Below are 22,831 nucleotides of genomic sequence, written 5' to 3'. Positions count from 1 at the left end.
GCGCCATCGGCGCCGCACTCGTCGTCCAACTCCAGGACTACCTCGCCACCGCCGGATTCCAGGAGACCGGCATCATCACCGGCCTGATCTTCATCGTGATCGTGCTGCTGTTCCGCCGGGGCATCTGGGGGACGGCCCGGCACGTGCGCGCGGCCCGCCGGCGGGCGGCCCGTCAGCGGGCGACCATCCGCAAGGCCAGCCCGGCGTAGAACTCGCCGAGGCGCTCCGGGGTGTCGGGGCCGTCGAGCCGGTACCAGCGGACGAGGTCGATGCTGAGCGACAGCATCGCCCGCGTCACCCGCTTGACGTCGACCTCCGCGAACGACCCGTCGGCGACGCCGCGCGCGACCGCGTCGCGGAAGAACGCGTTCGTCCGGTGGCGCAGCTCCAGCACCTCGTCGTAGTGCTCGGCGGTCAGGCCGGTCAGCTCGAACTGGCAGACGCGGGCCGCCACGTGGTGGCGGGCGTGCCAGGCGGTGTAGGCGGAGACGACGGCGCGGAGCCGGTCCGCCGCGCCGCCGGCCCCGCTGACGGACGGGTCCTCGACATGGGCGAGGACCCGCTCGTGGCCCGCCCGGATGATCTCGTAGAGGACCAGTTCCTTCGACGGGAAGTGGACGTACAGCGCGGCCGGGCTCAGCCCGACGCCCTCGGCGATGTCGCGGGTGGTCGTCGCGTGGTAGCCGTTCGCGGCGAAGCACCGCACCGCCGCGGTCAGCAGCCCGCGCGGCACCGCGCCGAGGTCGGCCCGCCACAGCTCGGCCGAGTGGTCGCGCAGCCGCGGATCGTCCGCGAGGTCCGCGGCGGTGAACCGGGCCTGCCGTCTGGCCATCGTGTCCCCTTCGCGTCGCCCGGCGCCTCCCCCGGCGCGGCCGGGCGCTTGACAGCGGCATCCTACTCGGTGACTATGCGCTTACTCATTTCCCTGAGCAGCAGCGTGCGGAAGCGAGGGGTCGTGGCAGGGCGCAGCTTTCTCCGGCTTCTCGTGGACGGCGCACCGCTGCCCCGGTACGACGACGTCCTGCGCCGCGCGGTGGCGGACGCCGCCTCCCCCGAGGAGATCGACCACCTGCAGGCCGAGCACACCCTCGCCCTCCGGCTGCGCGACACGCTGGAGAAGCAGCGCGCCCGCCAGGAGCAGCAGCGCGCGCTGGTCGAGTGCGCGATGGAGCTGGCCGAGGACCGCGGCGACCCCGACGCGCTCCTGACCCTGATCGTGAGCCGGGCGCAGCGGCTGCTCGGCTGCGACATGGCCTACCTGAGCCTGAACGACGACGCGGACCGCTCGACCCGGATGCGGGTGATGGTCGGCGCGACGTCCTCGGCGTGGAAGGACGTCCGGATCCCGTTCGGGGTCGGCGTCGGCGGCCGGGTCGCCGCCACCGGCACGCCGTTCTCGACCTCGGACTACTTCAGCGACGAGCGGCTGGCGCACGACCCCGCCGTGGACGCCTCGGTCCGCGCGGAGCGGCAGGTGTCGATCGTCGGCGTGCCGCTGCGGGCCGGCGCCGTCCTCGGCGTGCTCTTCGCGTCCAACCGCAGCCCGGGGCCGTTCTCGCACGACGCGATCGCGCTGCTCGGCTCGTACGCCGCCCTCGCCGCGACCGCGATCGAGCAGGCGCGGTCGCGGCAGGCCAAGGACCGGGAGGTCGCGGCGCTGCGGCAGGCGAACGCGGCGCTGCGGCGGCGGACGGTCGCCGAGGAGCGGGCGTTCGCGGCGCACGACCGCACCATGGACATCGTGCTGCGCGGCGGCGGCGTGCAGGAGGTCGTGACCGCGGCGGGCGACCAGCTCGGCGGCGTGCTCGCCGTGTTCGACGAGTTCGAGCAGCCCGTCGCCTGGACGCCGGGCGCGTCCGACGAGGCACTGAAGGAGATGTCGGCCGCGGCGGGCGGCGGCCTCGGCGGGCCCGCGGGCGGCGTCCACGACGGGACGTACTGGGCGACCGGCCTGGAGGCGGGCACCGAGCGGCTCGGCGCGCTGGTCTGGGCCCCGCCGGACGCGTCCGCCGGCATCGGCGACCTGGACGAGCGGCTGCTCGGCCGCGCGGCCGTGGTGGCGTCCCTGCTCCTGCTGTTCGGGCGCAACCTCGCCGCCGCGGAGGCCAGGGTGCGCGGCGAGCTGCTCGACGACCTGCTCACGCCGAACCCCCGCACGTACTCGTCGCTGGCCGAGCGTGCGCTGCGGATCGGCTACCAGCCGCGCAGGCGGCACGCGGTGGTCGTCGCGCACGTCCGGGCGGAGAACCGGCGCGGCCTCGCCTCCGCGGCGTCCGACCTCGCCGCCGCCCGCGACGGCCTCAGCACCGTGCGGGACGGGCGGGCCGTGCTGGTCGTCCCGTCCGACGACCCGTCGCTGACCGGCCGCCGGATCGCGCGCTCGCTGGCGGCGCGGCTGGGGTCACCGGTCACCGTGGGCGCCGCGGGCCCGGTGGACGACCCGGCCGACCTGCCCTCCGCCTATGCCGAGGCGCTGGCCTGCGCGCAGGCCCTGCTCCGGCTCGACCGCGCGGGCACCGCCGCCACGGCGGGCGACCTCGGCTACGCCGGCCTGCTGCTCGGCGACGGCGCGTCCGCGACCGGGTTCGTGGAGCGGACGCTCGGCCCGGTCATCCAGCACGACGAGCAGCGCTCGACGATGCTGATGGAGACCCTCGGCACCTACTTCGCCACCGGGCAGAGCCTCGTCGCCAGCGCCAAGCGGCTGCACATCCACCCGAACACCGTCACCCAGCGCCTCGACCGGGTCAAACGCCTGCTGGGCGTCGACTGGAACAGCCCGGACCACCTGCTCGACGTGCAGCTCGCGCTACGGCTGCACCGGCTCGGCCGCGCCCTCGACTCCTGACCGGGCCGGCCCGGCCGCCGGCTCCGGGGAGTCCGTGCGTCCCGGCCGGTCCCGCCGGTTGGCGCGGATGCGGCGGCGCTCGCTGGGCGTGGTCCCGGCCCAGATGCCGTGCGGCTCTCCGGAGGCCAGGGCCCATTCCAGGCAGGGGCCCGCGACGGGGCAGGCGGCGCAGAGCCGGCGGATCGGCGCGATCTGCGCCGTGTACACAGCCTCGCGGGACACCGGGAAGAACAGATCGGGGTCGAGCGACCGGCACGACGCCGACTGCGACCAGTGTTTCGTCGACGCCTGTTTCGTCGTCTGCTTCGCCATCGTCCCTCCAGGGCCGTCCACGTCCGGGCGCCATCCACGGTCGCGGGGACGGGCGCGCGCGGCACCCGGGTGCACGACTGGGAGAGACCCTGGACGGCGCCGGGCCCGGGGCGGGCCCGGCGGCCCGTGATCGCCGCGGATGTGTCACGGCCGCCCGGCCTATCCGGTCGAAGTGTCGTGATGCCCCGTCCAGACGGGGCGGCCGGAGCGGGGATGGCGGAGGTGCAGCGTTGTGGACAGCATGAGCCGGATGACGGTGGACGAACGGCACGGTGCCGGCTCCCCACCGGAGCCGCGGACGGGGTGGCGGGGGCTCGTTCGCGTGCGGACGGACGTCCCCGCCGCCGCCTCGGACGTGCGGGTCACCTGGGGTGACGGCGGTTCCCGCCAGGTGCTCCAGGGGCGCCGGGAGGAGCGCGCGAGGCTCGCCGAGGTGCTCGCCGCCGCCCGCGGCGGCGAGAGCCGGACCCTGGTGCTGGCCGGCGAGCCGGGCGTGGGCAAGACGGCCCTGCTGAACCACCTGGCGGCGGGGGCACGCGGGTTCGAGGTGTCGCGCGTCGCCGGCGTCCAGGCGGAGATGAAGCTGGCGTTCGCCGGGCTGCACCGGCTGTGCGCGCCGATGGCCGGCCGGCTCGCGGGCCTGCCCGCGCCGCAGCGCGACGCGCTCCGGACCGCGTTCGGCATGAGCGCCGGCCCCGAGCCCGACCACTTCCTCGTCGGGCTGGCCGTCCTCGGGCTGCTGGCGGAGACGTCGCGGGACAGGCCGCTGCTGTGCCTGGTGGACGACGCCCAATGGCTCGACCCGGCGTCGCTCGAAGTCCTGGCGTTCGCGGCCCGCCGGCTGCGGGACGACGCGGTCGCGATCGTCCTCGCGACCCGCGTCCCGTGCCCGGCGCCCGCGCTGACGGGGCTGCCGGAGCTGGAGGTCGCCGGGCTCGCCGTCCAGGACGCGCGGGCGCTGCTGTCGGCGGCCGTGCCCGGCCCCTGGGACGGGCAGGTGCTGGAGCGGATCGCCGACGAGACGGGCGGCAACCCGCGGGCGCTGCTGGAGATGGCCGGCGAGGCGTCGGCGGCCGAGTTCGCGGGCGGGTTCGGCCCGCCCGGGCCGGGCGCCTCCGACGGCGCGATCCACGACATCTACCGCCGCCGGGTGGCGCGGCTCGCGACCGGGACGCGGATGCTGCTGCTGGTGGCGGCGGCGGAGCCGGGCGGCGACCCGGTGCCGCTGTGGCGCGCCGCGGACCGGCTCGGCATCGCCATCGAGGCGGTGACCCCGGCGGTCGCGGCCGGGCTGTGCCACATCGGGGACCGGGTCCGGTTCCGGCACCCGCTGGCGCGCTCGGCCGCCTACTGGACGGCGTCGCCGCAGGAGCGCATCCGCGCGCACGGCGTGCTGGCCGAGGTCACCGATGCCGATGCCGACCCGGACCGGTGCGCCTGGCACGCCGCGCAGGCCGCCGCGACCCCCGACGAAGACCTCGCGGCCGGGTTGGAGGACGCGGTCGGCCGGGCCCGCGCGCGCGGTGGCGCGGCGGCGGCAGCGGCGTTCCTGACCCGCGCCGTCGAGCTGACCCCGGACCCGTCCCGGCGCTGGGACCGCGCACTCGCCGCGGCGCACGCCGCGCACCAGGCCGGGGCGGCGCGCGCCGCGTCGCGGATGCTGTCCGTCGCCGAGGCGGGCGCGCTCGACCCGCGCCGGCGCGGCCGCGCCGAGCTGCTGCGCGCCCGGATCGCCGTCGCCGCCGATCCGGGCGGCTCGGCCCCGCTGCTGCTCGCCGCCGCCCGGCGGCTGCGCCCGCAGGACGCGCCGCTCGCCCGCGACGCCCACCTGGAGGCGATCGGCGCGGCGATCATCGGCGGCGGGCCGGCGGGGGCCGATCCGGCGGCGGCCGCCGCGGCGGCGCGGACGGCGCCGCGTCCACCCGGCCCGCCGCGTCCTGGGGACCTGCTCCTGGACGGCATGGCCCGCTGCCTGACCGACGGCCTGCCCGCTGGAGCGGCCGCGCTGCGGACCGCCGTCGACGCCTTCCACGCGCCCGACCTCCCGGACGAGGACGGCCTCCAGTGGGGCTGGCTCGCGGGCGTGGCCGCCGCGACGCTGTGGGACTACGGGACGTGGGACGCGCTCACCGACCGGTACGTCCGGCTCGTCCGGGGGACGGGCCGGGCCGGCGAGCTGCCGCTGGCGCTGACCTCGCGGATCGCCGCGAAGGTCCTCGGCGGCGACCTGGCGGACGCGGCGGCGCTGGTCGCCGAGGCCGAGACGGTGTCGGAGGCGACCGGGAACGCGCGGTCGCCCTACGGCGCGCTGATGCTGGCCGCCTGGCAGGGCCGCGAGGCCGGGACGGCGGCGCCGGCCAAGGCCGTCGCCGCCGAGGCCGCGAGCCGCGGCGACGGGCACGGGCCCGTCCTCGGCGCCTGGGCGACCGCCGTGCTCTGCAACGGGCTCGGCCGGTACCAGGACGCGCTGGCCGCCGTGGCCGGATGCGCCGGGGACCGCCCGGCGGACGTGGCCACCGAGACGTGGGTGCTGCCCGAGTACGTCGAGGCCGCCGCGCGGGGCGGCGAGCCGGAGCGGGCCGCCGCCCCGCTGCGCCGCCTCGGGATCCTCGCGCGGACCGCCGGCACCGACTGGGCGCTCGGGCTCCACGCGCGCTCGCAGGCGCTCGCCGCCACCGGCCCCGCCGCCGAGGAGCACTACCGGGAGGCGATCGACCGGCTCGGCCGGACCCGGCTGCGCGGCGAGCTGGCCCGCGCCCACCTGCTCTACGGCGAGTGGCTGCGCCGCCGGCGGCAGCGGCGGCCGGCCCGCGAGCAGCTGCGGACCGCGCACGAGGCGTTCACCGCGATGGGCATGGGCGCCTTCGCCGAGCGGGCCGCCCGGGAGCTGTCGGCGACCGGGGAGCACGTCCGCGGCCGCGCCGCCGACACCGGCCGCGAGCTCACCGCGCAGGAGGCGCAGATCGTCCGGCTGGTCCGGGAGGGGCTGACCAACCCCGAGATCGGGGCGCGGATGTTCATCAGCCCGCGCACGGTCGAATGGCACCTGCGGAAGATCTTCGCCAAGCTCGACGTCACCTCGCGCAAGCAGCTGCGACCGCACCCGTCCGGCGTCTAGGCGTCCGGCGGACGGCTCCGGCCTCGGGTCACGCCGCCGTCGCGGCCTGCGCGGTGACGCGCTGGATCGCCTCGACGGCGAGGCCGGGGCGGTCGACATAGATGTAGTGCTCGCTGCCGGTGGCGGTGGTCGCCTTGGCCCGCTCGGAGACCTTCAGCCACTTGCGCTGGCCGGCCGTCCAGCCGCGCTCCAGGGCGGGCCCGTACTGGGGGACGGCCGCGAGGTACTGCTTGCCGTGCCGGATCACCTCGGCGGGGATGCTCCCGGCGGAGCGGACCTCCCCGTCGGTGATGGCGAGCTGCTCGGGGTTCTGCCCCCCGGACACCGCGAGGGTCTGCGCGCGCAGCTGCGCCGCGGGGCCGGTCGCGGACTCGGGGATCGCGCTCTTGATGTCGGCGACCGACGTCGGCGACGTGGCGTCCATCAGCACGAGCCCCTTGACCCGGTCCTTGTGGTCGGGCGCGTACCTGGCGGCGATCATCCCGCCCAGCGAGTGCCCGGCCAGGACCACCGGGCCGTCCCCGGCGACCTTGTCGAGGACGCCGGTCAGCACCTTCCCGGCGTCGGCGAAGCTCTGCTTGCCCGAGGGCCGGTCGCTCGCGCCCTCGCCGAGCCGGTCGTAGGAGCAGACCCGGTGCTTCTCGGCCAGGGTCTTCTGGAGCGCGGCCATCTTGCCGAGCCCGTCGCCGAGCCCCGCCAGCAGGACGATCACTGGTGCGTCCTCCGCGGCGGCGCCCGCGCACGACACGTTCACCGACCGGCCGCCGATCTGCATCTTCTTGGTGCCGGTGAAGGTGTCGGCGGTCTTGCGCGGTGCCTCGGAGTCGAACGGGAAGGCGTCCGAGTCCGGGTCGTCGCAGGCGGTGAGGCCGGCGCCCGCCAGGGCGCAGCAGGCCGCGACCACGGCGGTCTTCGTGAAAGCGCGGGACGTGAAAGTGCGGACCGCGAAAGTGCGGGACATGGCGTCCTCCATGGAAAATCCCGAAAGCCGGGAAAGGGTTCGGTGGCGGGTTCGCCAGAACGCTATGGATTCGACCGTGTACGGATCATCACCGCTGGGTTGACAGTCCCCGGTAGCTCGCACGGGGGACAGCCGCCTGAAGCGGCCGCGATCGCCCGTGGCATCCTCCTGGGACGCGCGTGAGACAGGAGAGCCGCATGGACTTCGAGATCCCTCAGCCGACCCGCGACCTGCTGGACGCCCTGGACGCCTTCATCGAGCGCGAGATCCTCCCCCTGGAGGAGGCGGACGACAACCGCCGCTTCTTCGACCACCGCAGGGAGTGGGCGCGGACCGACTTCGAGCGCGGCGGCACCGCCCGCCCCGAATGGGAGGAGCTCCTCGCCGAGGCGAAGCGGCGCGCGGACGCGGCGGGGTTCTACCGGTACGGCCTCCCGGCCGAGCTGGGCGGGCAGGGCGGCACCAACCTGGAGATGGCGGTCATCCGCGAGCACCTCGCGCACCGCGGGCTGGGCCTGCACAACGACCTGCAGACCGAGCACTCCGTCGTCGGCAACCTCGTCTTCGTCGAGCTGCTGCACCGGTTCGGCACGCCCGAGCAGCGGGGGCGGTTCGTGGAGCCGTCGATCCGGGGCGAGAGCGGCCTGGCGTTCGCGCTCACCGAACCCGAGCACGGCAGCGACGCCACCTGGATGTCGACGCGCGCCGTCCGCGACGGCGGCGACTGGATCATCAACGGGAGCAAGCGGTTCAACACGCTCGGCGCGTCGACGACCCACGACGTCGTCTTCGCCCGCACCTCCGGCGAACCCGGGCAGGCCAAGGGCATCACCGCCTTCATCGTGCCGCTCGACGCCCCCGGCTTCGACGTCCCCTACTACTGGTGGACGCTCAACATGCCCACCGACCACGCCGAGGTGACGCTGGACGACGTGCGCGTCCCCGCGTCGGCGATCCTCGGCGAGGAGGGCGAGGGGCTCGCGGTCGCGCAGACGTTCGTCCACGAGAACCGCATCCGCCAGGCCGCGAGCGGCGTGGGCGCGGCCCAGTACTGCATCGACCGGTCCGTCGCCTACGCGCGCGAGCGCACCACCTTCGGGCGGCCCCTCGCGTCCCGCCAGGCCATCCAGTGGCCGCTCGTGGAACTGCACACCGAGGCCGAGATGGTGCGGACGCTGATCCACAAGACCGCCCAGCGGCTGGACGAGGTGCACGCCGCCGGCGAGCCCGCGGTGACCATCGGCCATCTGGTGTCGATGTGCAACTACCGGGGCAACCGGCTGGTGTGCGAGGCCGCGGACCGCGCGATGCAGGTGCACGGCGGCATCGGCTACACACGCCACGAACCGTTCGAGCACATCTACCGCCACCACCGCCGCTACCGCATCACCGAGGGCTCCGAGGAGATCCAGATGCGCCGCGTGGCGGGCCGCCTGTTCGGCTATCTGTGACCGCGTTCCGGGGAGCGGCGCGGCCGGGAGGCGCGCGCCCTTCCCCGGCGGATCGCGGGGCCGCCAGGATCGGCTACGGTCGGAACACCGGGTACGACGACGAAACGGGGAACGCACGTGGCGCAGAAGGTTCGGATCACGATGACGGACGACCTCGACGGCGGGGAGGCCGCCGAGACGGTGTCCTTCGCCATCGACGGCAGGACGTACGAGATCGACCTCAGCGAGGACAACGCCCGCAAGCTCCGCAGCACGCTGCACAGCTACATGGAGAGCGGCCGCCGGCTCAAGGGCACCAGGGGCACGGGTCCGGCCCGCGACGCCCGGCCCCGGGAGCGCGGCGCCGAGATCCGCCAGTGGGCGAAGGAGCAGGGCATCGAGATCAACGAGCGCGGCCGCATCCCCGCCACCGTCATCGCCCGGTACGAGGCGGCGCACTGACGGCGCCGCCCGCCGTCCGCGGTCGCGGAATGGCGGGTTGATCCGGCGTCCGGAATGGGACGTGGCGACGAAAGGACCGTGTTCCTCCCGGCTCGGCTCGTCGCGAAAACCGTGGTGACCGGCGTGATCACTGCATGCCTTCCGGGGAATGAACAGGTGGGTGCCGCCGCTCCGGGACGATGATCACCGGGGTGCGCCCGATCACGATCCGATTGCGGATCATCGGGCCATTCTTGTTGATCAACGAGGGTTTTCGTACGTTCGCCCGAACGGGGGTGAAAGGTCCTTGTTCTGCCGCGTCTGTCCGGGTCGCGATCCGGGCCGGGCGGAGGCGGCCCCGATCTCCCTGAGGAGACGCCATGTCCGAGGTCAAACGCCGTGATCTGCTGGCCGGAGCCGCGGCCTTCACCGGGTTCGCGACGGTCGGCCTGCTCCCCGGCACCGCCGCCGCCGCGACCCGGCAGCGGCCCGGCGCCGCCCGCCCGCCCTCCCTCACCGCCGGCGACCGCGCCGTGGTCGCCCGCGTCGACGCCCGCCGGGCGCTGCGGCACCTGAAGGTGCTCAGCGACGAGATCGGCTGGCGCGTCGCCGGCACCGGCGCCGAGCACCGCGCGGCCGCCTACATCGCCGGGCAGTTGCGCGACCTGGGCTACACGGTCGAGTTGCAGCCCTTCCCCGTCGCCGACAAGTACCTGGCGGAGATCCGCGCCAAGGGTGAGCGGCGCTGGCAGTGCAGCGCGTCCCCGCAGGGCGCCGTGGCCTCGGCCGCCGGGACGGTGGTGGACGCCGGTCCGGCCACCGAGGTCACCGGCGACGTGCGCGGCAGGCTCGTGCTGTTCGACCGCGTCACCGGACGGGAGACCGACCAGGCCAAGGCGGCGGCGGACGCGGGCGCCGCGGCGATCCTGATCGTCAACGCGCGCTCGACCACCTACCCGGAGCGCAAGCCCGGCACGTTCGTCCCGGTGCTGGCGGAGCCCGTCGCGATCCCGGTGCTGGGCCTGGCCGAGTACCACGGCGAGCGGATCCGGGCCGGTGCCCGGCGACTGTCGTTCAAGGTCACCCACCATGCCGGGCTGACCTCGTACAACGTCCTGGCCGAGCGCAAGGCCACGCTGCCCAACCCCAAGGGCAAGGCGGTCATCGTCAGCGCGCACTACGACAGCGTCCCCGGCTCGCCCGGCGCCAACGACGACGGCAGCGGGACCGTGCTGTGCCTGGAGCTGGCGCGCGTCCTGAAGCGGCTGCCCACCCAGCAGGCGGTGCGCGTCTGCCTGTGGGCCGCGGAGGAGTCCGGGCTGGTCGGCGCCCGCCACTACGTGAAGCAGCTCGACGAGGCGCAGGTCGCGCAGATCACCGGCTGCTTCCAGAACGACATGGTCGCCACCAGCCATCCGCCCGCGGGCACGTACTGGCTGCTGTCGGTGGACGGCGCCGACAACACCACCACCGCAGCGGTGAACGCCGCCGCCCACCGCCTCGGGTACACGGGCCGGACGGAAGGGCCGACGGCTCGCGGCTCCAGCGACCACGAGGCGTTCCACGAGCGCGGGATCCCGGCGGGCAACTTCAGCTGGCGCGGCGGTGAGGCGCCGAGCCGGCTGGAGCCGATCTACCACACCCCCGAGGACACGATCGCCCAGAACATCAGCCTGGAGCGGCTCCAGGTGTCCCTCGAACTGGTCGGCTGCGCCGCCTACGACGTGGCGCGCCGCAAGTAGGCCCCTAGCACTCGGAGCCTCCCGCGCCCGCCGCCCGGGTCCCGGGCGGCGGGCGCTTCTGGCGCGGTGCCCGCGGGTGTGCGACCATCGGTTCTTCGATTTTCGAAGATTTGCTCGCGAGGGGATGTGACGGCCATGACCAGCGCGCCCGACCCTGCGGCGGAGCTCCGCCCGCTGGACTTCCTGGACATCGACGGCCTGCTGTCGGACGAGGAGCGCGACATCCGCGACACCGTCCGCGGCTTCGTCCGGGAGCGGGTCGTCCCGCACGCCGGCGACTGGTTCGAGGAGGCGGCGATCCCGCGCGAGCTGCCGCGCGAGCTGGGGAGGCTCGGCGTCCTCGGCATGCACCTGGAGGGGTACGGCTGCGCGGGCACCAGCGCCACCGCGTACGGCCTGGCCTGTATGGAGCTGGAGGCGGGCGACAGCGGCGTGCGCAGCATGGTGTCCGTCCAGGGGTCGCTGGCGATGTTCGCGATCTGGCGGTGGGGCTCGGAGGAGCAGAAGCGGCGGTGGCTGCCCGGCATGGCGACCGGGGAGACCGTCGGCTGCTTCGGGCTGACCGAGCCGGACGCGGGCTCCGACCCCGGGGCGATGCGCACCCGCGCGCGCCGCGACGGCGGCGACTGGATCCTGGACGGCCGCAAGATGTGGATCACCAACGGCTCGATCGCCGACGTGGCCGTGGTGTGGGCCCGCACGGACGAGGGCGTCCGCGGCTTCCTCGTCCCGGCGGGCACCCCGGGGTTCAGCGCGCCGGAGATCCACAAGAAGCTGTCGCTGCGGGCCTCCGTCACGTCCGAACTGGTGCTGGACGGCGTCCGGCTCCCTGCGGACGCCGTCCTGCCCGAGGTGTCGTCGCTGCGGGGCCCGCTGTCGTGCCTGAACGAGGCCCGCTACGGGATCGTGTGGGGTGCGGCCGGGGCCGCGCGCGCCTGCTTCGAGGCGGCGCTGGCGTACGCGGGGGAGCGCACCGCGTTCGGCAAGCCGATCGCCGGCACCCAGATCCAGCAGCAGAAGCTCGCCCACATGGCGCTGGAGGTCAACCGCGCGACGCTGCTCGCCCTGCACCTCGGCCGCCTCAAGGACGCCGGCCGGCTGCGTCCCGAGCAGGTCAGCATGGGCAAGCTCGGCAACGTCAACGCCGCGCTGGAGGTCGCCCGCACCGCCCGGCAGGTGCTCGGCGCCAACGGGATCTCCCTGGAGTATCCGGTCATCCGGCACATGAACAACCTGGAGTCGGTCGTCACCTACGAGGGGACCGCGGACGTCCACGCCCTCGTCATCGGCGGTGCGCTGACGGGCGTCCAGGCGTTCCGCTGACCGGCGCGCCCGCGGCTATGCTCGGCCCGGTGAAAGAGCCCCGCGCCACGGTGCCCACGGCCCAGCAGCACGCCGTCGACGCGCTGCGCCGCCGCATCGCGTCGGGGGCCGTCCGGCCCGGCCAGCGGATCAACCAGGAGGAGATCGCCGCGCAGGTCGGGCTGAGCGTCGCTCCGGTGCGGGAGGCATTGCGCGTCCTGGCGGAGGAGGGGCAGCTCACCTATCGGCCCCGGCGCGGCTACGTCGTCACCGAACTCCGCTACGAGGACCTCAGCGAGATCTACGAGCTGCGCCGGATCCTGGAGGAGCGGGCCGCCCGGCACGCCCTCCCGCTGCTGGACGGCGCGGCGCTGCGGCGCATCGGCGAGGCCGCCCGCGCCTGCGCCGAGGCCGCCGAGGCCGGGGACGTCGCCGCCGAGCTGGCCGCCAACCGCGCCTTCCACTTCGCCGTCCTGGAGACGCCCGGCCAGCCGCACGTGCTGCGGCTGATCCGGCTGCTCTGGGACTCCACCGAGGTGTACCGGGCGATGTACTACAACGATCCCGCCGAGCGCGCGGCCTCGGTGGACGCGCATGACCGGATCATCGACGCGGTCCGCGCCGGGGACGCCGACCGGCTCGTCCGCGAGCTCGACGCGCACCGGCAGCGCGCCCTGGACGTCCTGCGCGCCCTCCTCGCCCCGCCGGGCGGCTGACGCCCCGCGGGACGGCTGACGCCCCGCCGGCCGGCCGGCGGCGGCTACGGCTCCGCGCGGGTGCGGGCCGTCCGCCGGTACGCGGTCGGGGTCAGGCCGACGAGCTCGCGGAAGCGCCGCGCGAAGTAGGTCGGGTCGTCCCAGCCCACGGCGGCGCCGACGCGCGCGGCCGGGAGGTCGGAGTGGGCGAGCAGGTCGGCGGCCCGTTCCGCCCTGATCCGGGCGAGGTGGGCGAGCGGGGACGCCCCCACGTGCCGGACGAACAGCCGCCCCAGGTAGTCGGGGTCGAGGTTGACGGCGCGGGCGAGGCCGTCCAGCCGCCACGCGTCGGCGGGCGACGCCTCCATCAGGGCGATGGCGGTGGCGACCGCCGGGTGCGTGCCGGGCGTTCCGGCTCCAGGGGCACCGGGGGCGCCCGCGTCGGCGAGGATGCCGAGAACGGTGACGAGCCTGCCCAGCGCTCTTCCGGCGTGCTGCCGCGCCCCCGCCAGGTCGGCTTCGAGCAGCCGGATCTGCTCGATGGCCTCGCTCGCCGCGTCCGGCCCGAGCGCGGTGACCGCCACGCCCCGGGAGCCGGAGGCGACGGGTTCGGTCCACAGCAGCCGCCGCAGCGACGGGACCCGCATCACGCCCTCCAGCTCCGCGCGCAGCGCCTTGGCCGACACGCAGCAGTTGGCGACGACGAGGTCCGCGCAACCTTCGAAGGCGTGCCAGGCGCCCGGCCGGAGCACGACGGCCTGGCCGTGCCGCAGCCGCTCGGTGCCCCGGGCGGTCACGTGCGTCCCCCGGCCGGTTCCGATGACGGCGATCTCCACGAAGTCGTGCGCGTGGGCCTCGATGTCCGCGGACAGCCGCTGCACGCCACCCCAGACCGGCCCGTCCGCGAACAGCGCCCGCTCGTGCAGCACCGTGGTCATGTGGGAAGCACCGTGGTCATGTCGGAATCGTACGAGTGGAGGACGACATCGGCCTAGCCGGTGCCGCAGGCCGTTGCCAGGCTGGCCACATGAGCGAAGAGACGGACATCCGCCCGGACGGACACCTCCCCGACGACCTCGTCAGCAGCTACCGCGAGAACGGATTCGTCCGAGTCCGCGGCGTGCTGGACCGCGCGCGGGTCGAGCGTTTCAGAGCGGGCGCGGAGGCGTTCCTCGAGACCCATCGCGGGGAGAGCCTGGAGAAGGGCGGTGCCTTCAGCCAGCTGGTCAACGTCTGGCGGCGCGACGAGACCATGCGCGACCTCACCTTCGACCGGCGGCTGGGCCGGATCGCCGAGCAGCTCGCCGGGTTCCCGCTGCGGCTGTGGCACGACCAGATGCTCGTGAAGGAGCCGCACAGCAACACCGCCACCGAGTTCCACCAGGACCGGCCGTACTGGCCGCACTCCGGCGACCGGCTCCCGCTCTCGGCCTGGATCGCGCTGGTGGACGTCCCGCCCGAGCGGGGCTGCATGACGTTCCTGCCCGGCACCCAGACCCGCAGCGGCCTGCGCGCGCAGGACCTCCACGAGGAGGGCGACCTGTTCGCCGCGGACCCGGACCTGCGGTGGGTCCCGCGCGTGACCGTCCCCCTCCGGGCCGGGGACTGCACCTTCCACAGCGGCTACACCGGCCACATGGCCCTGCCCAACACGACCGACCTGGCGAGGCTCGCGCACGTCGTCATCTACATGGACGAGAAGACCGCCTACACCGGCGCCCCGCACCCCGTGACCGACCCCCTGGGCCTCGCCGAGGGAGCCCGGCTGGACGGCGACGACTTCCCGAGACCGTGGAGGTGAGCGCTTAAGTTAGGCTCCCCTTAGTCATCCTCAATCAGTCGCCGACCTCGGAGGAAAGTGTTGCCAGCCGTCACGTCGGTCGGAGGGCCGGAGTGACGACCGGTACCCGGCCCGCCCCGTCCGCCTCGGCCGACCCGTCCACCCTGCGCACGGCGACCGGGCGCGAGGCGGCCCGCTGGGTCGCGGCGCACTGCCGCCGGACGCCGCGGCTCACCGGCGCCGCGGTGCTCACCACGGTGGCGGGCGCCGCGTTCCAGGTGCTGCCGGTGCTCCTCCTCGGCCGGGTGGTCGACGGCGTGGCCGGGGGCGGTTCGCCCTCGGTCCTGATCGTGATCGGTGCCCTGCTGCTGGCCGCCGTGCCGCTCGGCGCGGCGGCCACCGCCGCGTCGGAGTACCTGATCGGGCGGCTCGGCGCGGAGTTGCTCGCGCGGCTGCGGGAGGGCGCCGTCCGGGCGGTGCTCGGCATGCCGAGCGCGCGGATCGAGCAGGTCGGCCGGGGGGACGTGCTCTCCCGCGTCGGCGACGACGTCGCCGTCCTGTCCCAGGGCATCCGGACGGCCGTCCCCACCGTCCTCACCGCGGGCGTGCTCGTCGCGGTCGCCACCGCCGGCATGTTCGGCCTCGACTGGCGGCTCGGCCTGGCGGGCGCCGGCGCGCTGCCCGCCTACGCGCTGGCCCTGCGCTGGTACCTGCCGAGGTCGGCCCCGCTCTACCGGGCGCAGCGCGCGGCGCAGGCCGACCGGGCGCAGGAGCTGATCAGCGGGCTGGAGGGCATCGGCACCGTCCGCGCGTACCGGCTGGAGGACGCGTTCCGCGCCCGGGTGACCCGCGAGTCGTGGCGGGTGCGCGACCTCGGCATCGAGGTGTTCCGCCTGTTCGGCCGGTTCGTCGGCCGGGAGAACCGCGCCGAGTTCATCGGCCTCGTCCTGATCATCACGGTGGGGTACGCGCTGCTGGAGGCGGACGCCGCCGGCCTGGGCGAGGTCGCGGCGGCTCCGCTGCTGTTCCACCGCCTGTTCAACCCGCTGGGCTCCATCCTGTTCACCTTCGACGAGGCCCAGAAGTCCGGCGCGAGCCTGACCCGGCTGGTCGGGGTGCTGGGGGAGCCGTCCGAGGAGCGCCTGGTGGGCGGCACGCTCCCCGAACTGGACGCCGCCGCGCTCCCGGTCGCGGTCGAGGGGCTGACGTTCGCCTATCCCGGTTCCGAGGAGCCGGTCCTGCGGGACGTCGACCTGGTGATCCCGGCGGGCGGCTCGCTCGCGCTCGTCGGCGCGACGGGCGCGGGCAAGTCGACGCTCGCCGCGCTCATCGCGGGCATCGGCACCCCGCAGGCCGGGTCGGTGCGCATCGGGCCGTTCGACCTCGCCGACATGGACGAGGCGGGCGCGCGCGCCCTGGTGAGCATCCTGACGCAGGAGACGCACGTGTTCTCCGGCACGCTCGCCGACGACCTGCGCCTGGCCGCGCCGGACGCGTCCGACGCCGAGCTGATGGACGCCCTGCGCACGGTCGGCGCGGACGGCTGGGTCGCCGCGCTTCCGGACGGGCTGCACACCCTCGTCGGCGAGGGCGGCGAGCGCCTCGACACCACCCGGGCCACCCAGCTCGCGCTGGCCCGGCTCGTGCTCAACCGGTCGCCGGTCGTGGTGCTGGACGAGTCGACCGCGGAGGCGGGCAGCCAGGGCGCCGCCGCGCTGGAGCGGGCCGTCCTCGCCGCCTGCCGGGGACGCACCGCGCTCCTCGTCGCGCACCGGCTGACCCAGGCCATGGCGGCCGACCGGATCGCCGTGCTCGACGCCGGACGTGTCGTGGAGCAGGGCACCCACGACGAACTGGTGGCGCTGGACGGCCGGTACGCACGGCTGTGGCGCGCCTGGCGGGCGGGGGGCTGAGCCGGAGATGACGACCAGCCCGGAAGAGACGACCAACGCTGGAAGAACGACCACCCGCGAGACGGCGGCCCTCGACGAGGAGGCACCTCGCACGGGCTCGGCCGTCCTGCGGGCGACGCTGCGCCGCAACGCCGGCGCCATGGCCTCCGGCACCGTCCTCCTGGGCCTGTACCAGGCGGCCGAGACCGCCTTCCCCATCGCGCTCGGCCTGATCGTCGAGCACACGATGCGGGACCGGAGCCTCGGCGCGCTGGGCCTGTCCATCGCCGCGCTCGCCATGATCATCTCGACCGTGTCGTTCTCGTGGCGTTTCGGGATGCGCATCCTGCAGAAGGCCGGCACGACCGAGGCGCACCGCTGGCGGGTGCGGGTCGCGGCGCGCGGGCTGGAACCGGTGCCGCGCGACACCGGCCTGAAGTCGGGCGAGGTGCTGACCATCGCCACCGAGGACGCCGACCAGACCGCCGCCATCATCGAGGTGGTGCCGCTGCTGGTCAGCTCGCTGGTCGCGGTGCTCGTCGCGGCGGTCGCGCTGGGCCTGGCCAGTCCCGGGCTCGGCCTGCTCGTGATCGTCGGGACGGTCGCGGTGCTGTCGGTGCTGAGCGTGCTGTCCAGGCGGATCGGCGCCCGCACGCGCGAGCAGCAGGCCCGGGTGGCGCGGGCGGGCGCGAAGGTCGCCGACCTGATCGCCGGCCTGCGCCCGCTGCACGGGTTCGGCGGCAACCACGCCGCGTTCGCGTCCTACCGCCGGGTCAGCGGGCAGGCCCGGGACCAGGCGGTCACGGTCGCCAAGGCCACCGGTGCGTACGCGGGCGCGGCGCTGGCGCTCAACGCGCTCCTCGCCACCGCCGTGACCCTGCTGGCGGGCCGGCTCGCGTTCGAGGGCCGCATCACCACAGGGGAACTCGTCATGGCCGTCGGGCTGGCGCAGTTCATCATGGAGCCGCTCAAGCTGTTCTCGGAGATGCCGAAGTACGTCATGGTCGCGCGGGCGTCCGCCGAGCGGATGGCGCTGGTCCTGGCCGCGCCGCCGGTCGCGGTGCCGGGCACGGCGCGCCCGGCCCCGGACGGCGGACTGGAGGTCGACCGCGTCCGGTACGGGTCGCTGCGCGAGCTGAAGTTCGACGTGCCCGCCGGCGAGTTCACGGCGATCGCCGCCTACGAGCAGCGCGCCGCCGCCGACCTCATGGCGCTGCTGTCCGGGGACGTCCCGCCCGGCGCGTACGAGGGCGCGGTGCGGGTCGGCGGCCGCGACACCGCGGACCTGTCGACCGGCGGGCTCCGCGCGCACCTGCTGGTGAACCCGTCCCACGGCGAGATCTTCGCGGGCACGCTCCGCACGAACATCGACCCGGCGGGCACCGCCCGCGACATCGCGGCGGCGGTGGAGGCGTCCATGCTGACCGACGTCGTCGCCCTGCACCGCGACGGGCTCGACCACGCCGTCCGCGACCGCGGCGCGAACCTGTCCGGCGGGCAGCGGCAGCGCCTGTCGCTGGCCCGCGCCCTCGCCGCCGACGCGCCGGTCCTCGTCCTGCACGACCCGACGACCGCGGTCGACGCGGTCACCGAGCAGCTCATCGCGCGGGGCGTGGCCGGCCTGCGCCGGGGGCGGACCACCGTCGTGATCACCAGCAGCCCGGCCCTGCTGGACGCCGCCGACCGCGTCCTCGTCCTGGACGGCGGCGCCATCACCGCGGAGGGCACGCACCGCGCGCTGCTCGGCGCCGACGAGCGCTACCGCCGGACCGTCGCCCGCTGACCCGCGCCGCCGCGCGGGCCGGGCGTGGTTGCTCGACGGCTGGGCTACTTGACGGCGACACCGCCGTAGACCCAGGCGCCGCCGGACTTGGCGGCCTCCTCGGCGTCGGAGTGCCAGCGGTTGACCTTGACCAGGCCCGGCTCGACGAGGGAGAGGCCGTTGAACAGGCGCACGATCTGGTCGTGTTCGCGGAAGACCATGGGGGCCGACGCCTTCTTGTAGGCGTCCCTGATGATCTGGACGAGGTCGGCCGGCCGGTCGTCGAGGGTGCTGTGGGAGATGACGAGGTGGCTGCCGGGGGCCATGCGGTCGGTGAAGGCCTTCACGATCCCGGCGGGGTCCTCGTCGTCGGTGACGAAGTGCAGCATCGCGTTGAAGATGACGCCGACCGGGCGGTCGAAGTCGATGAGGCGGGCGACGGCCTCCGATTCGAAGACGGTCTCCGGCTCGCGCATGTCGGCCTGGAGCGCGGCGGTGCGGTCCTCGGAGGCGAGAAGGGCGCGCGCGTGCGCGATGACGACCGGGTCGATGTCCACGTAGACGACGTGGGCGTGCGGGTGGACGCGCTGGGCGACATCGTGGACGTTGCCCTGGTTGGGCAGGCCCGCGCCGAGGTCGATGAACTGGTCGATGCCCTGCCCGGCGACGTAGGCGATGGCGCGGCCGAGGAAGCGCCGGTTGGCGCGCAGGGCCTCGACCCCGTCCGGGATGGAGGCGATGAGGTGGCCGGCCAGCTCGCGGTCGGCGGCGTAGTTGTCCTTGCCGCCGAGCACGTAGTCGTACATCCGGGCCACGTTCGGGACGGACGGATCGATCCCCTGTGGCACGTCCGGCTGTGGTGTCACCGCGGTTCCCGTCTGTCGTCCTCGAAGATCGCCACGACAACTGTAGAAGGTGACATGTCGAGAAAGTAGTGATTTACCGAGTTGCCTGTGCCACGATGACGCTTGATCGGGCCCCCTGTCATGGAGCGCGGATGGATCTCAGCCTCAACGGCAAGCCCGTCGGCGTCGGTGCGGAGCCCGCGGAGACCGTGGCGGACCTGCTGCGGGAGCGGCTGGGGCTGACCGGGACGAAGGTCGCCTGCGGCACGGGCGTGTGCGGCGCCTGCACCGTCCTGGTGGACGGGCGCACGGCGGCGAGCTGCCTGATGCCCGCCGAGGCCGTGGCGGACCGCGAGGTCACGACCGTCGAGGGACTCGGCGGCGACCATCCGGTGCAGCGGGCGTTCGCCGCGCACGACGCGCTCCAGTGCGGGTACTGCACGCCGGGCTTCGTGGTGGAGGCGGCGGCCTTCATGGACCGGTGGCGCGCCGAGCACGGCACGGCCGAGCCGTCCCGCGAGCAGATCGCCGAGGCCCTGGCCGGCCACCTGTGCCGCTGCGGGGCGTACGTCGGCATCTACGAGGCGGTCGCGGCGGCGTGCGCGGGCGAGCACGACGCGTCCGACGAAGGCGAGGGGCACTCAGGCGAGGGGGACGGCGGCGCGGTACCGCCGCCCCGCGTGGAGGCCCTCAGCAAGATCACGGGCGCGGCGCGGTACACGGCCGACATCGTCCTGGACGGGCAGCTCGAAGGCGTGATCGTCCGGTCGCCGCACCCGCACGCGAAGGTGGGGGAGATCCGGTACGACGGCCCGCTGGCCGAGCTGCTGCCCGCCGACCGCGTGGTCCGCTACCCGGGCCAGCCGGTGGCCGCGGTCGCCGCGCGCACCAAGGCCGAGGCGCTGGAGGCGGCGGCGCGGGTCGAGGTCGACTACGAGGTGCTGCCCGCCGCGCTCTCCCCGGAGGACGAGGCCGTCGTCTACCCGACCGCGGAGGCGCGCAAGGCGGCCCCGCGAGCCAACGAGGGCCCGGTCACGCCTGCCAAGTGGAACGGCAACGTGCGCGGACCCGCCGGCATGAGCTGGCGCGGCGGCACGGCGGCGAAGCGCGTCGAGAAGGCCCGCGAGGACGGCGGCGAGAACCTGGTGGAGGCCACCTTCACCACCTCGATGCAGTCCCACACCTGCATGGAGCCGCACGGCTGCGTGGCGCGCTGGGAAGGCGGTGACCTGCACCTCCACGTGTCCACGCAGGCGGTCAGCCGTGTCGCCGAGCAGGCGGCCAAGCGCTGGAAGCTCCGCCGCGAGCAGGTCCACATCGTGGCCGAGCACGTCGGCGGCGGCTTCGGCTCCAAGGTCAACGTCACCCCGGACGTGGTCGCCGCCGTGGAGCTGTCCCGCCTGCACGGCGCGCCGGTCCGGGTCGTCCTCAGCAGGCCGGAGGAACTCGTCGACGGCGGCGCCCGTCCCGGCGTGCGCATCGAGCTGGCCCTGCTCGCGGACGACGAGGGCGGCCTGGCCGCCTTCACGATGGACGCCCACGGCGACTCCGGCGTGTCCATCGGGTCGAACGCCGCCTGGCATTCGCGGTTCCTTTACGGCAACGCGCCCCGCCGGATCCGCGACTACGACCACGTCACCAACCGCGCCCCCGGCGTCCCGTTCCGCGGCCCCGGCCTGCCGCCGATGCTGTGGGCGCTGGAGCAGAGCGTGGACGAGATGGCCCTGCGCCGCGGCGAGGACCCCATCGCCCTGCGCCGCCGCTGGGACGGCAACGCCAAGCGCCACGCGCTGTACGACCTGGCCGCGGAGCTGCCCATGTGGCGCGACCGCACCGACCCGGGCGACGGCCGCCTCCGGCGCGGCGTCGGCGTCGCGGCGGCCAACTACCTCTACACCCTCGACCCCGGCACCAAGGTGGAGCTGTCGGTCGAGCAGGGCGCCGTGGTCGCCCGCGTCGCCGCCCAGGACATCGGCACCGGCACCCGCTCGGTGATCGCCGAGGTCGTCCGGTCCGCGCTCGGCCTGCGGCCCGCCCAGGTGCGCGTCGAGCTCGGCGACAGCGACCACGCCTACGGGCCGACGTCCGCCAGCAGCTGCGTCACCGCCTCCGTCGGCCCGGCGGCCGAGGACGCGGCGCGCCGGCTCCGCAAGGCCCTCGGCGCCCGCGCCCTGGAGGAGGCCGAGGGGCTCCGGGTCGTCGGCAGACGCCCCCGGGACCGCCGCGGCTACGTGACGCCCTTCCCGCTGGACCACTTCGCGATCGGACGGGGCTTCTCCGGAGCCGTCGTGGTGACCGAGGTCGAGGTGGACACCCTGCTCGGACGGGTCCGGCCGGCCCGCGTCTGGTGCGGGGTGACCTCCGGCCGCGTCTACGTCCCCCGGCTGGCGCGCAGCCAGTGCGAGGGCGGGGTCATCCAGGGCATCGGCTACGCCCTGTTCGAGCAGCGCCTCCACGACCCGGGCACCGGTACCGTCCTCACCGCGAACCTGGAGGACTACCACATCCCCGGCATCGCCGACACGCCGGAGATCGACGTGCACTTCCACACCGAGGGCTGGGACCACGTCCCCGGCCGCGGCATCGGCCTCGGCGAGATCTGCACCGTGGCCGTCGCCGCCTCGGTCGGCAACGCCGTCCGGCACGCCACCGGGTGGCGCCCGCACGACCTGCCCATCCGGCCCGACCTGCTCCTTGAGGGGATCGGCGCGTGACCGCCACCGACCACGTGACCACCGTCGAGGCCGCTGCCGCGGCCGTCCGCGACACCGGCGGCGAGCCGCGCGCCGGCGGCACCGACGTCATGACCCGGGCGACGCGCCCCGCGGTCGACCTGCTCGGCGTCCCCGGCCTGGGCGGCGTCGAATGGCGTCCGGACGGCTCCGCCCGCATCGGCGCCCTCACCACCATCTCCGGACTGCTCACCGACACCCGCCTGACCGCGGCCTACCCGGCGCTCGCCGCCACGGCCGCGGCCGTCGCCACCCCGCAGATCCGCAACGTCGCGACCGTCGGCGGCAACCTGCTCCAGCGCAACCGCTGCTGGTACCTGCGCAATCCGGCCTTCGCGTGCCACCAGACCGGCGGTGACACCTGCCACGCCCGCGAGGGCGCCCACCTCTACTCGGCCGTCGTCGACCAGGGCCCCTGCGTCGCCCCGCACCCGTCCTCGCTCGCCGTCGCGCTGCTCACCTACGGCGCCACCGCCGAAGTCCACGGCCGCTCGACGCTGGCCGTCGCGGACCTGTACGGGGACGGCGCGGACCCGACGCGCGACCACCGCCTGGAGCCCGGCGAGATCCTCCAGGCCGTCCTCATGCCGCCGCCGATGCCGGACGAGCGGGCCGCGTACCGCCGCGCCACCTCCCGCCAGATGGCGGAATGGCCCCTGGTCGAAACCGCCGCCCGCCTCACCTTCGACGGGGACACCATCGCCACCGCGTCCGTGGCCGTCGGCGGAGTGGCCCGCACGCCGCTCCTCCTCCCCGAAGTCGCCGAAGCCCTCCTCGGCAAGCCCGCCACCGAGGAGACGCTGACCGCCGCCGCCGACCTGGCGACGGCCCGGTGCACCCCGCTGCCGCAGAACGCCTACAAGGTGACCCTCCTCCGCGCCACCCTGATCGACACCCTCACCGCCTGCACGACGGCCGGACGCTGAGCGGACCTCCGCCGCTACGGGAGCGGAGCCGCGTGAAGCGCCGGT

General features: G+C 75.2%; 18 protein-coding genes. 13 read left to right on the top strand and 5 right to left on the bottom strand.

The genetic code is table 11. The annotated features are described in order from the left end of the window. Positions 1-209 (top strand): hypothetical protein (locus CHF16_RS40530; protein ID WP_218826907.1); only part of this gene is annotated, 209 nt, incomplete at its 5' end. On the opposite strand, the gene CHF16_RS30135 is transcribed toward CHF16_RS40530, so the two are convergent. Beyond that, positions 173-832 carry a TetR/AcrR family transcriptional regulator gene (locus CHF16_RS30135; protein ID WP_089329536.1) on the bottom strand — a complete coding sequence of 220 codons (660 nt, stop codon included), beginning with the start codon at positions 830-832 and terminating at the stop codon, positions 173-175. The two genes, CHF16_RS40530 and CHF16_RS30135, sit on opposite strands and share 37 nt — an antisense overlap. Before the next feature lie 153 nt (positions 833-985). Here CHF16_RS30135 and CHF16_RS30130 point away from each other — a divergent pair, with 153 nt between their 5' ends. After that, positions 986-2,848: a helix-turn-helix domain-containing protein gene (locus CHF16_RS30130; protein ID WP_179271765.1), complete on the top strand. Its 1,863-nt coding sequence runs from the start codon at positions 986-988 to the stop codon at positions 2,846-2,848. Here CHF16_RS30130 and CHF16_RS30125 read toward each other — a convergent pair. Continuing rightward, entirely contained in the window at positions 2,810-3,160 is a 351-nt protein-coding gene (locus CHF16_RS30125) for a WhiB family transcriptional regulator (RefSeq protein ID WP_089329534.1), read from the bottom strand. The genes CHF16_RS30130 and CHF16_RS30125 overlap by 39 nt on opposite strands. 250 nt (positions 3,161-3,410) lie before the next feature. Between CHF16_RS30125 and CHF16_RS30120 the strand changes: the two genes are divergently transcribed. Further along, complete coding sequence (locus CHF16_RS30120) at positions 3,411-6,278, top strand: helix-turn-helix transcriptional regulator (protein WP_089329542.1); 2,868 nt, start codon at positions 3,411-3,413, stop codon at positions 6,276-6,278. A 28-nt stretch (positions 6,279-6,306) separates the two neighbouring features. On the opposite strand, the gene CHF16_RS30115 is transcribed toward CHF16_RS30120, so the two are convergent. Next, complete coding sequence (locus CHF16_RS30115) at positions 6,307-7,239, bottom strand: alpha/beta fold hydrolase (RefSeq protein ID WP_089329533.1); 933 nt, start codon at positions 7,237-7,239, stop codon at positions 6,307-6,309. Between the two features lie 197 nt (positions 7,240-7,436). Here CHF16_RS30115 and CHF16_RS30110 point away from each other — a divergent pair, with 197 nt between their 5' ends. The 5 genes from CHF16_RS30110 (at position 7,437) to CHF16_RS30090 (ending at position 12,870) form a co-directional block, all read left to right on the top strand. Beyond that, positions 7,437-8,690, top strand: coding sequence for an acyl-CoA dehydrogenase family protein (locus tag CHF16_RS30110; protein WP_089329532.1), 1,254 nt, complete (start codon positions 7,437-7,439; stop codon positions 8,688-8,690). A gap of 117 nt (positions 8,691-8,807) precedes the next feature. Further along, positions 8,808-9,131, top strand: a complete 324-nt coding sequence (locus CHF16_RS30105; RefSeq protein WP_089329531.1) for a histone-like nucleoid-structuring protein Lsr2 — start codon at positions 8,808-8,810, stop codon at positions 9,129-9,131. Positions 9,132-9,490: 359 nt separating this feature from the next. Beyond that, positions 9,491-10,852, top strand: a complete 1,362-nt coding sequence (locus CHF16_RS30100) for a M20/M25/M40 family metallo-hydrolase (protein WP_089329530.1) — start codon at positions 9,491-9,493, stop codon at positions 10,850-10,852. A 135-nt stretch (positions 10,853-10,987) separates the two neighbouring features. After that, positions 10,988-12,175, top strand: coding sequence for an acyl-CoA dehydrogenase family protein (locus CHF16_RS30095; RefSeq protein WP_089329529.1), 1,188 nt, complete (start codon positions 10,988-10,990; stop codon positions 12,173-12,175). A gap of 29 nt (positions 12,176-12,204) precedes the next feature. Then, positions 12,205-12,870 carry a GntR family transcriptional regulator gene (locus CHF16_RS30090; protein WP_218826906.1) on the top strand — a complete coding sequence of 222 codons (666 nt, stop codon included), beginning with the start codon at positions 12,205-12,207 and terminating at the stop codon, positions 12,868-12,870. 44 nt (positions 12,871-12,914) lie between these two features. Here the strand turns inward: CHF16_RS30090 and CHF16_RS30085 are convergent, their stop codons facing one another. Next, positions 12,915-13,787 (bottom strand): AraC family transcriptional regulator, encoded by an 873-nt coding sequence (locus CHF16_RS30085; protein WP_089329527.1) that lies wholly within the window; start codon positions 13,785-13,787, stop codon positions 12,915-12,917. A gap of 89 nt (positions 13,788-13,876) precedes the next feature. Here CHF16_RS30085 and CHF16_RS30080 point away from each other — a divergent pair, with 89 nt between their 5' ends. From CHF16_RS30080 to CHF16_RS30070, 3 genes are all read left to right on the top strand, one after another. Then, the gene (locus CHF16_RS30080) at positions 13,877-14,650 is read left to right on the top strand and encodes a phytanoyl-CoA dioxygenase family protein (protein WP_089329526.1); all 774 of its coding nucleotides are present in this window, start codon (positions 13,877-13,879) and stop codon (positions 14,648-14,650) included. A gap of 92 nt (positions 14,651-14,742) precedes the next feature. Continuing rightward, positions 14,743-16,542 (top strand): ABC transporter ATP-binding protein, encoded by a 1,800-nt coding sequence (locus CHF16_RS30075; protein ID WP_089329525.1) that lies wholly within the window; start codon positions 14,743-14,745, stop codon positions 16,540-16,542. Positions 16,543-16,549: 7 nt separating this feature from the next. Continuing rightward, positions 16,550-18,304: an ABC transporter ATP-binding protein gene (locus CHF16_RS30070; RefSeq protein ID WP_089329524.1), complete on the top strand. Its 1,755-nt coding sequence runs from the start codon at positions 16,550-16,552 to the stop codon at positions 18,302-18,304. 44 nt (positions 18,305-18,348) lie between these two features. On the opposite strand, the gene CHF16_RS30065 is transcribed toward CHF16_RS30070, so the two are convergent. After that, positions 18,349-19,131 carry an SAM-dependent methyltransferase gene (locus CHF16_RS30065; RefSeq protein ID WP_179271764.1) on the bottom strand — a complete coding sequence of 261 codons (783 nt, stop codon included), beginning with the start codon at positions 19,129-19,131 and terminating at the stop codon, positions 18,349-18,351. A 149-nt stretch (positions 19,132-19,280) separates the two neighbouring features. Between CHF16_RS30065 and CHF16_RS30060 the strand changes: the two genes are divergently transcribed. Together CHF16_RS30060 and CHF16_RS30055 are read left to right on the top strand one after the other, a co-directional pair. Continuing rightward, positions 19,281-21,842 carry a molybdopterin-dependent oxidoreductase gene (locus CHF16_RS30060; RefSeq protein ID WP_089329522.1) on the top strand — a complete coding sequence of 854 codons (2,562 nt, stop codon included), beginning with the start codon at positions 19,281-19,283 and terminating at the stop codon, positions 21,840-21,842. Beyond that, the gene (locus CHF16_RS30055) at positions 21,839-22,786 is read left to right on the top strand and encodes an FAD binding domain-containing protein (RefSeq protein ID WP_089329521.1); all 948 of its coding nucleotides are present in this window, start codon (positions 21,839-21,841) and stop codon (positions 22,784-22,786) included. Before CHF16_RS30060 ends, CHF16_RS30055 begins: the two co-directional genes overlap by 4 nt. Positions 22,787-22,831: the final 45 nt, after the last annotated feature.

The sequence above is a fragment of the Actinomadura meyerae genome, assembly GCF_900188445.1.
Lineage (GTDB): Bacteria > Actinomycetota > Actinomycetes > Streptosporangiales > Streptosporangiaceae > Spirillospora > Spirillospora meyerae.
The sequence above is the reverse complement of the archived record's forward strand: the minus strand, read 5'-3'. Positions and strand labels throughout refer to the sequence as shown.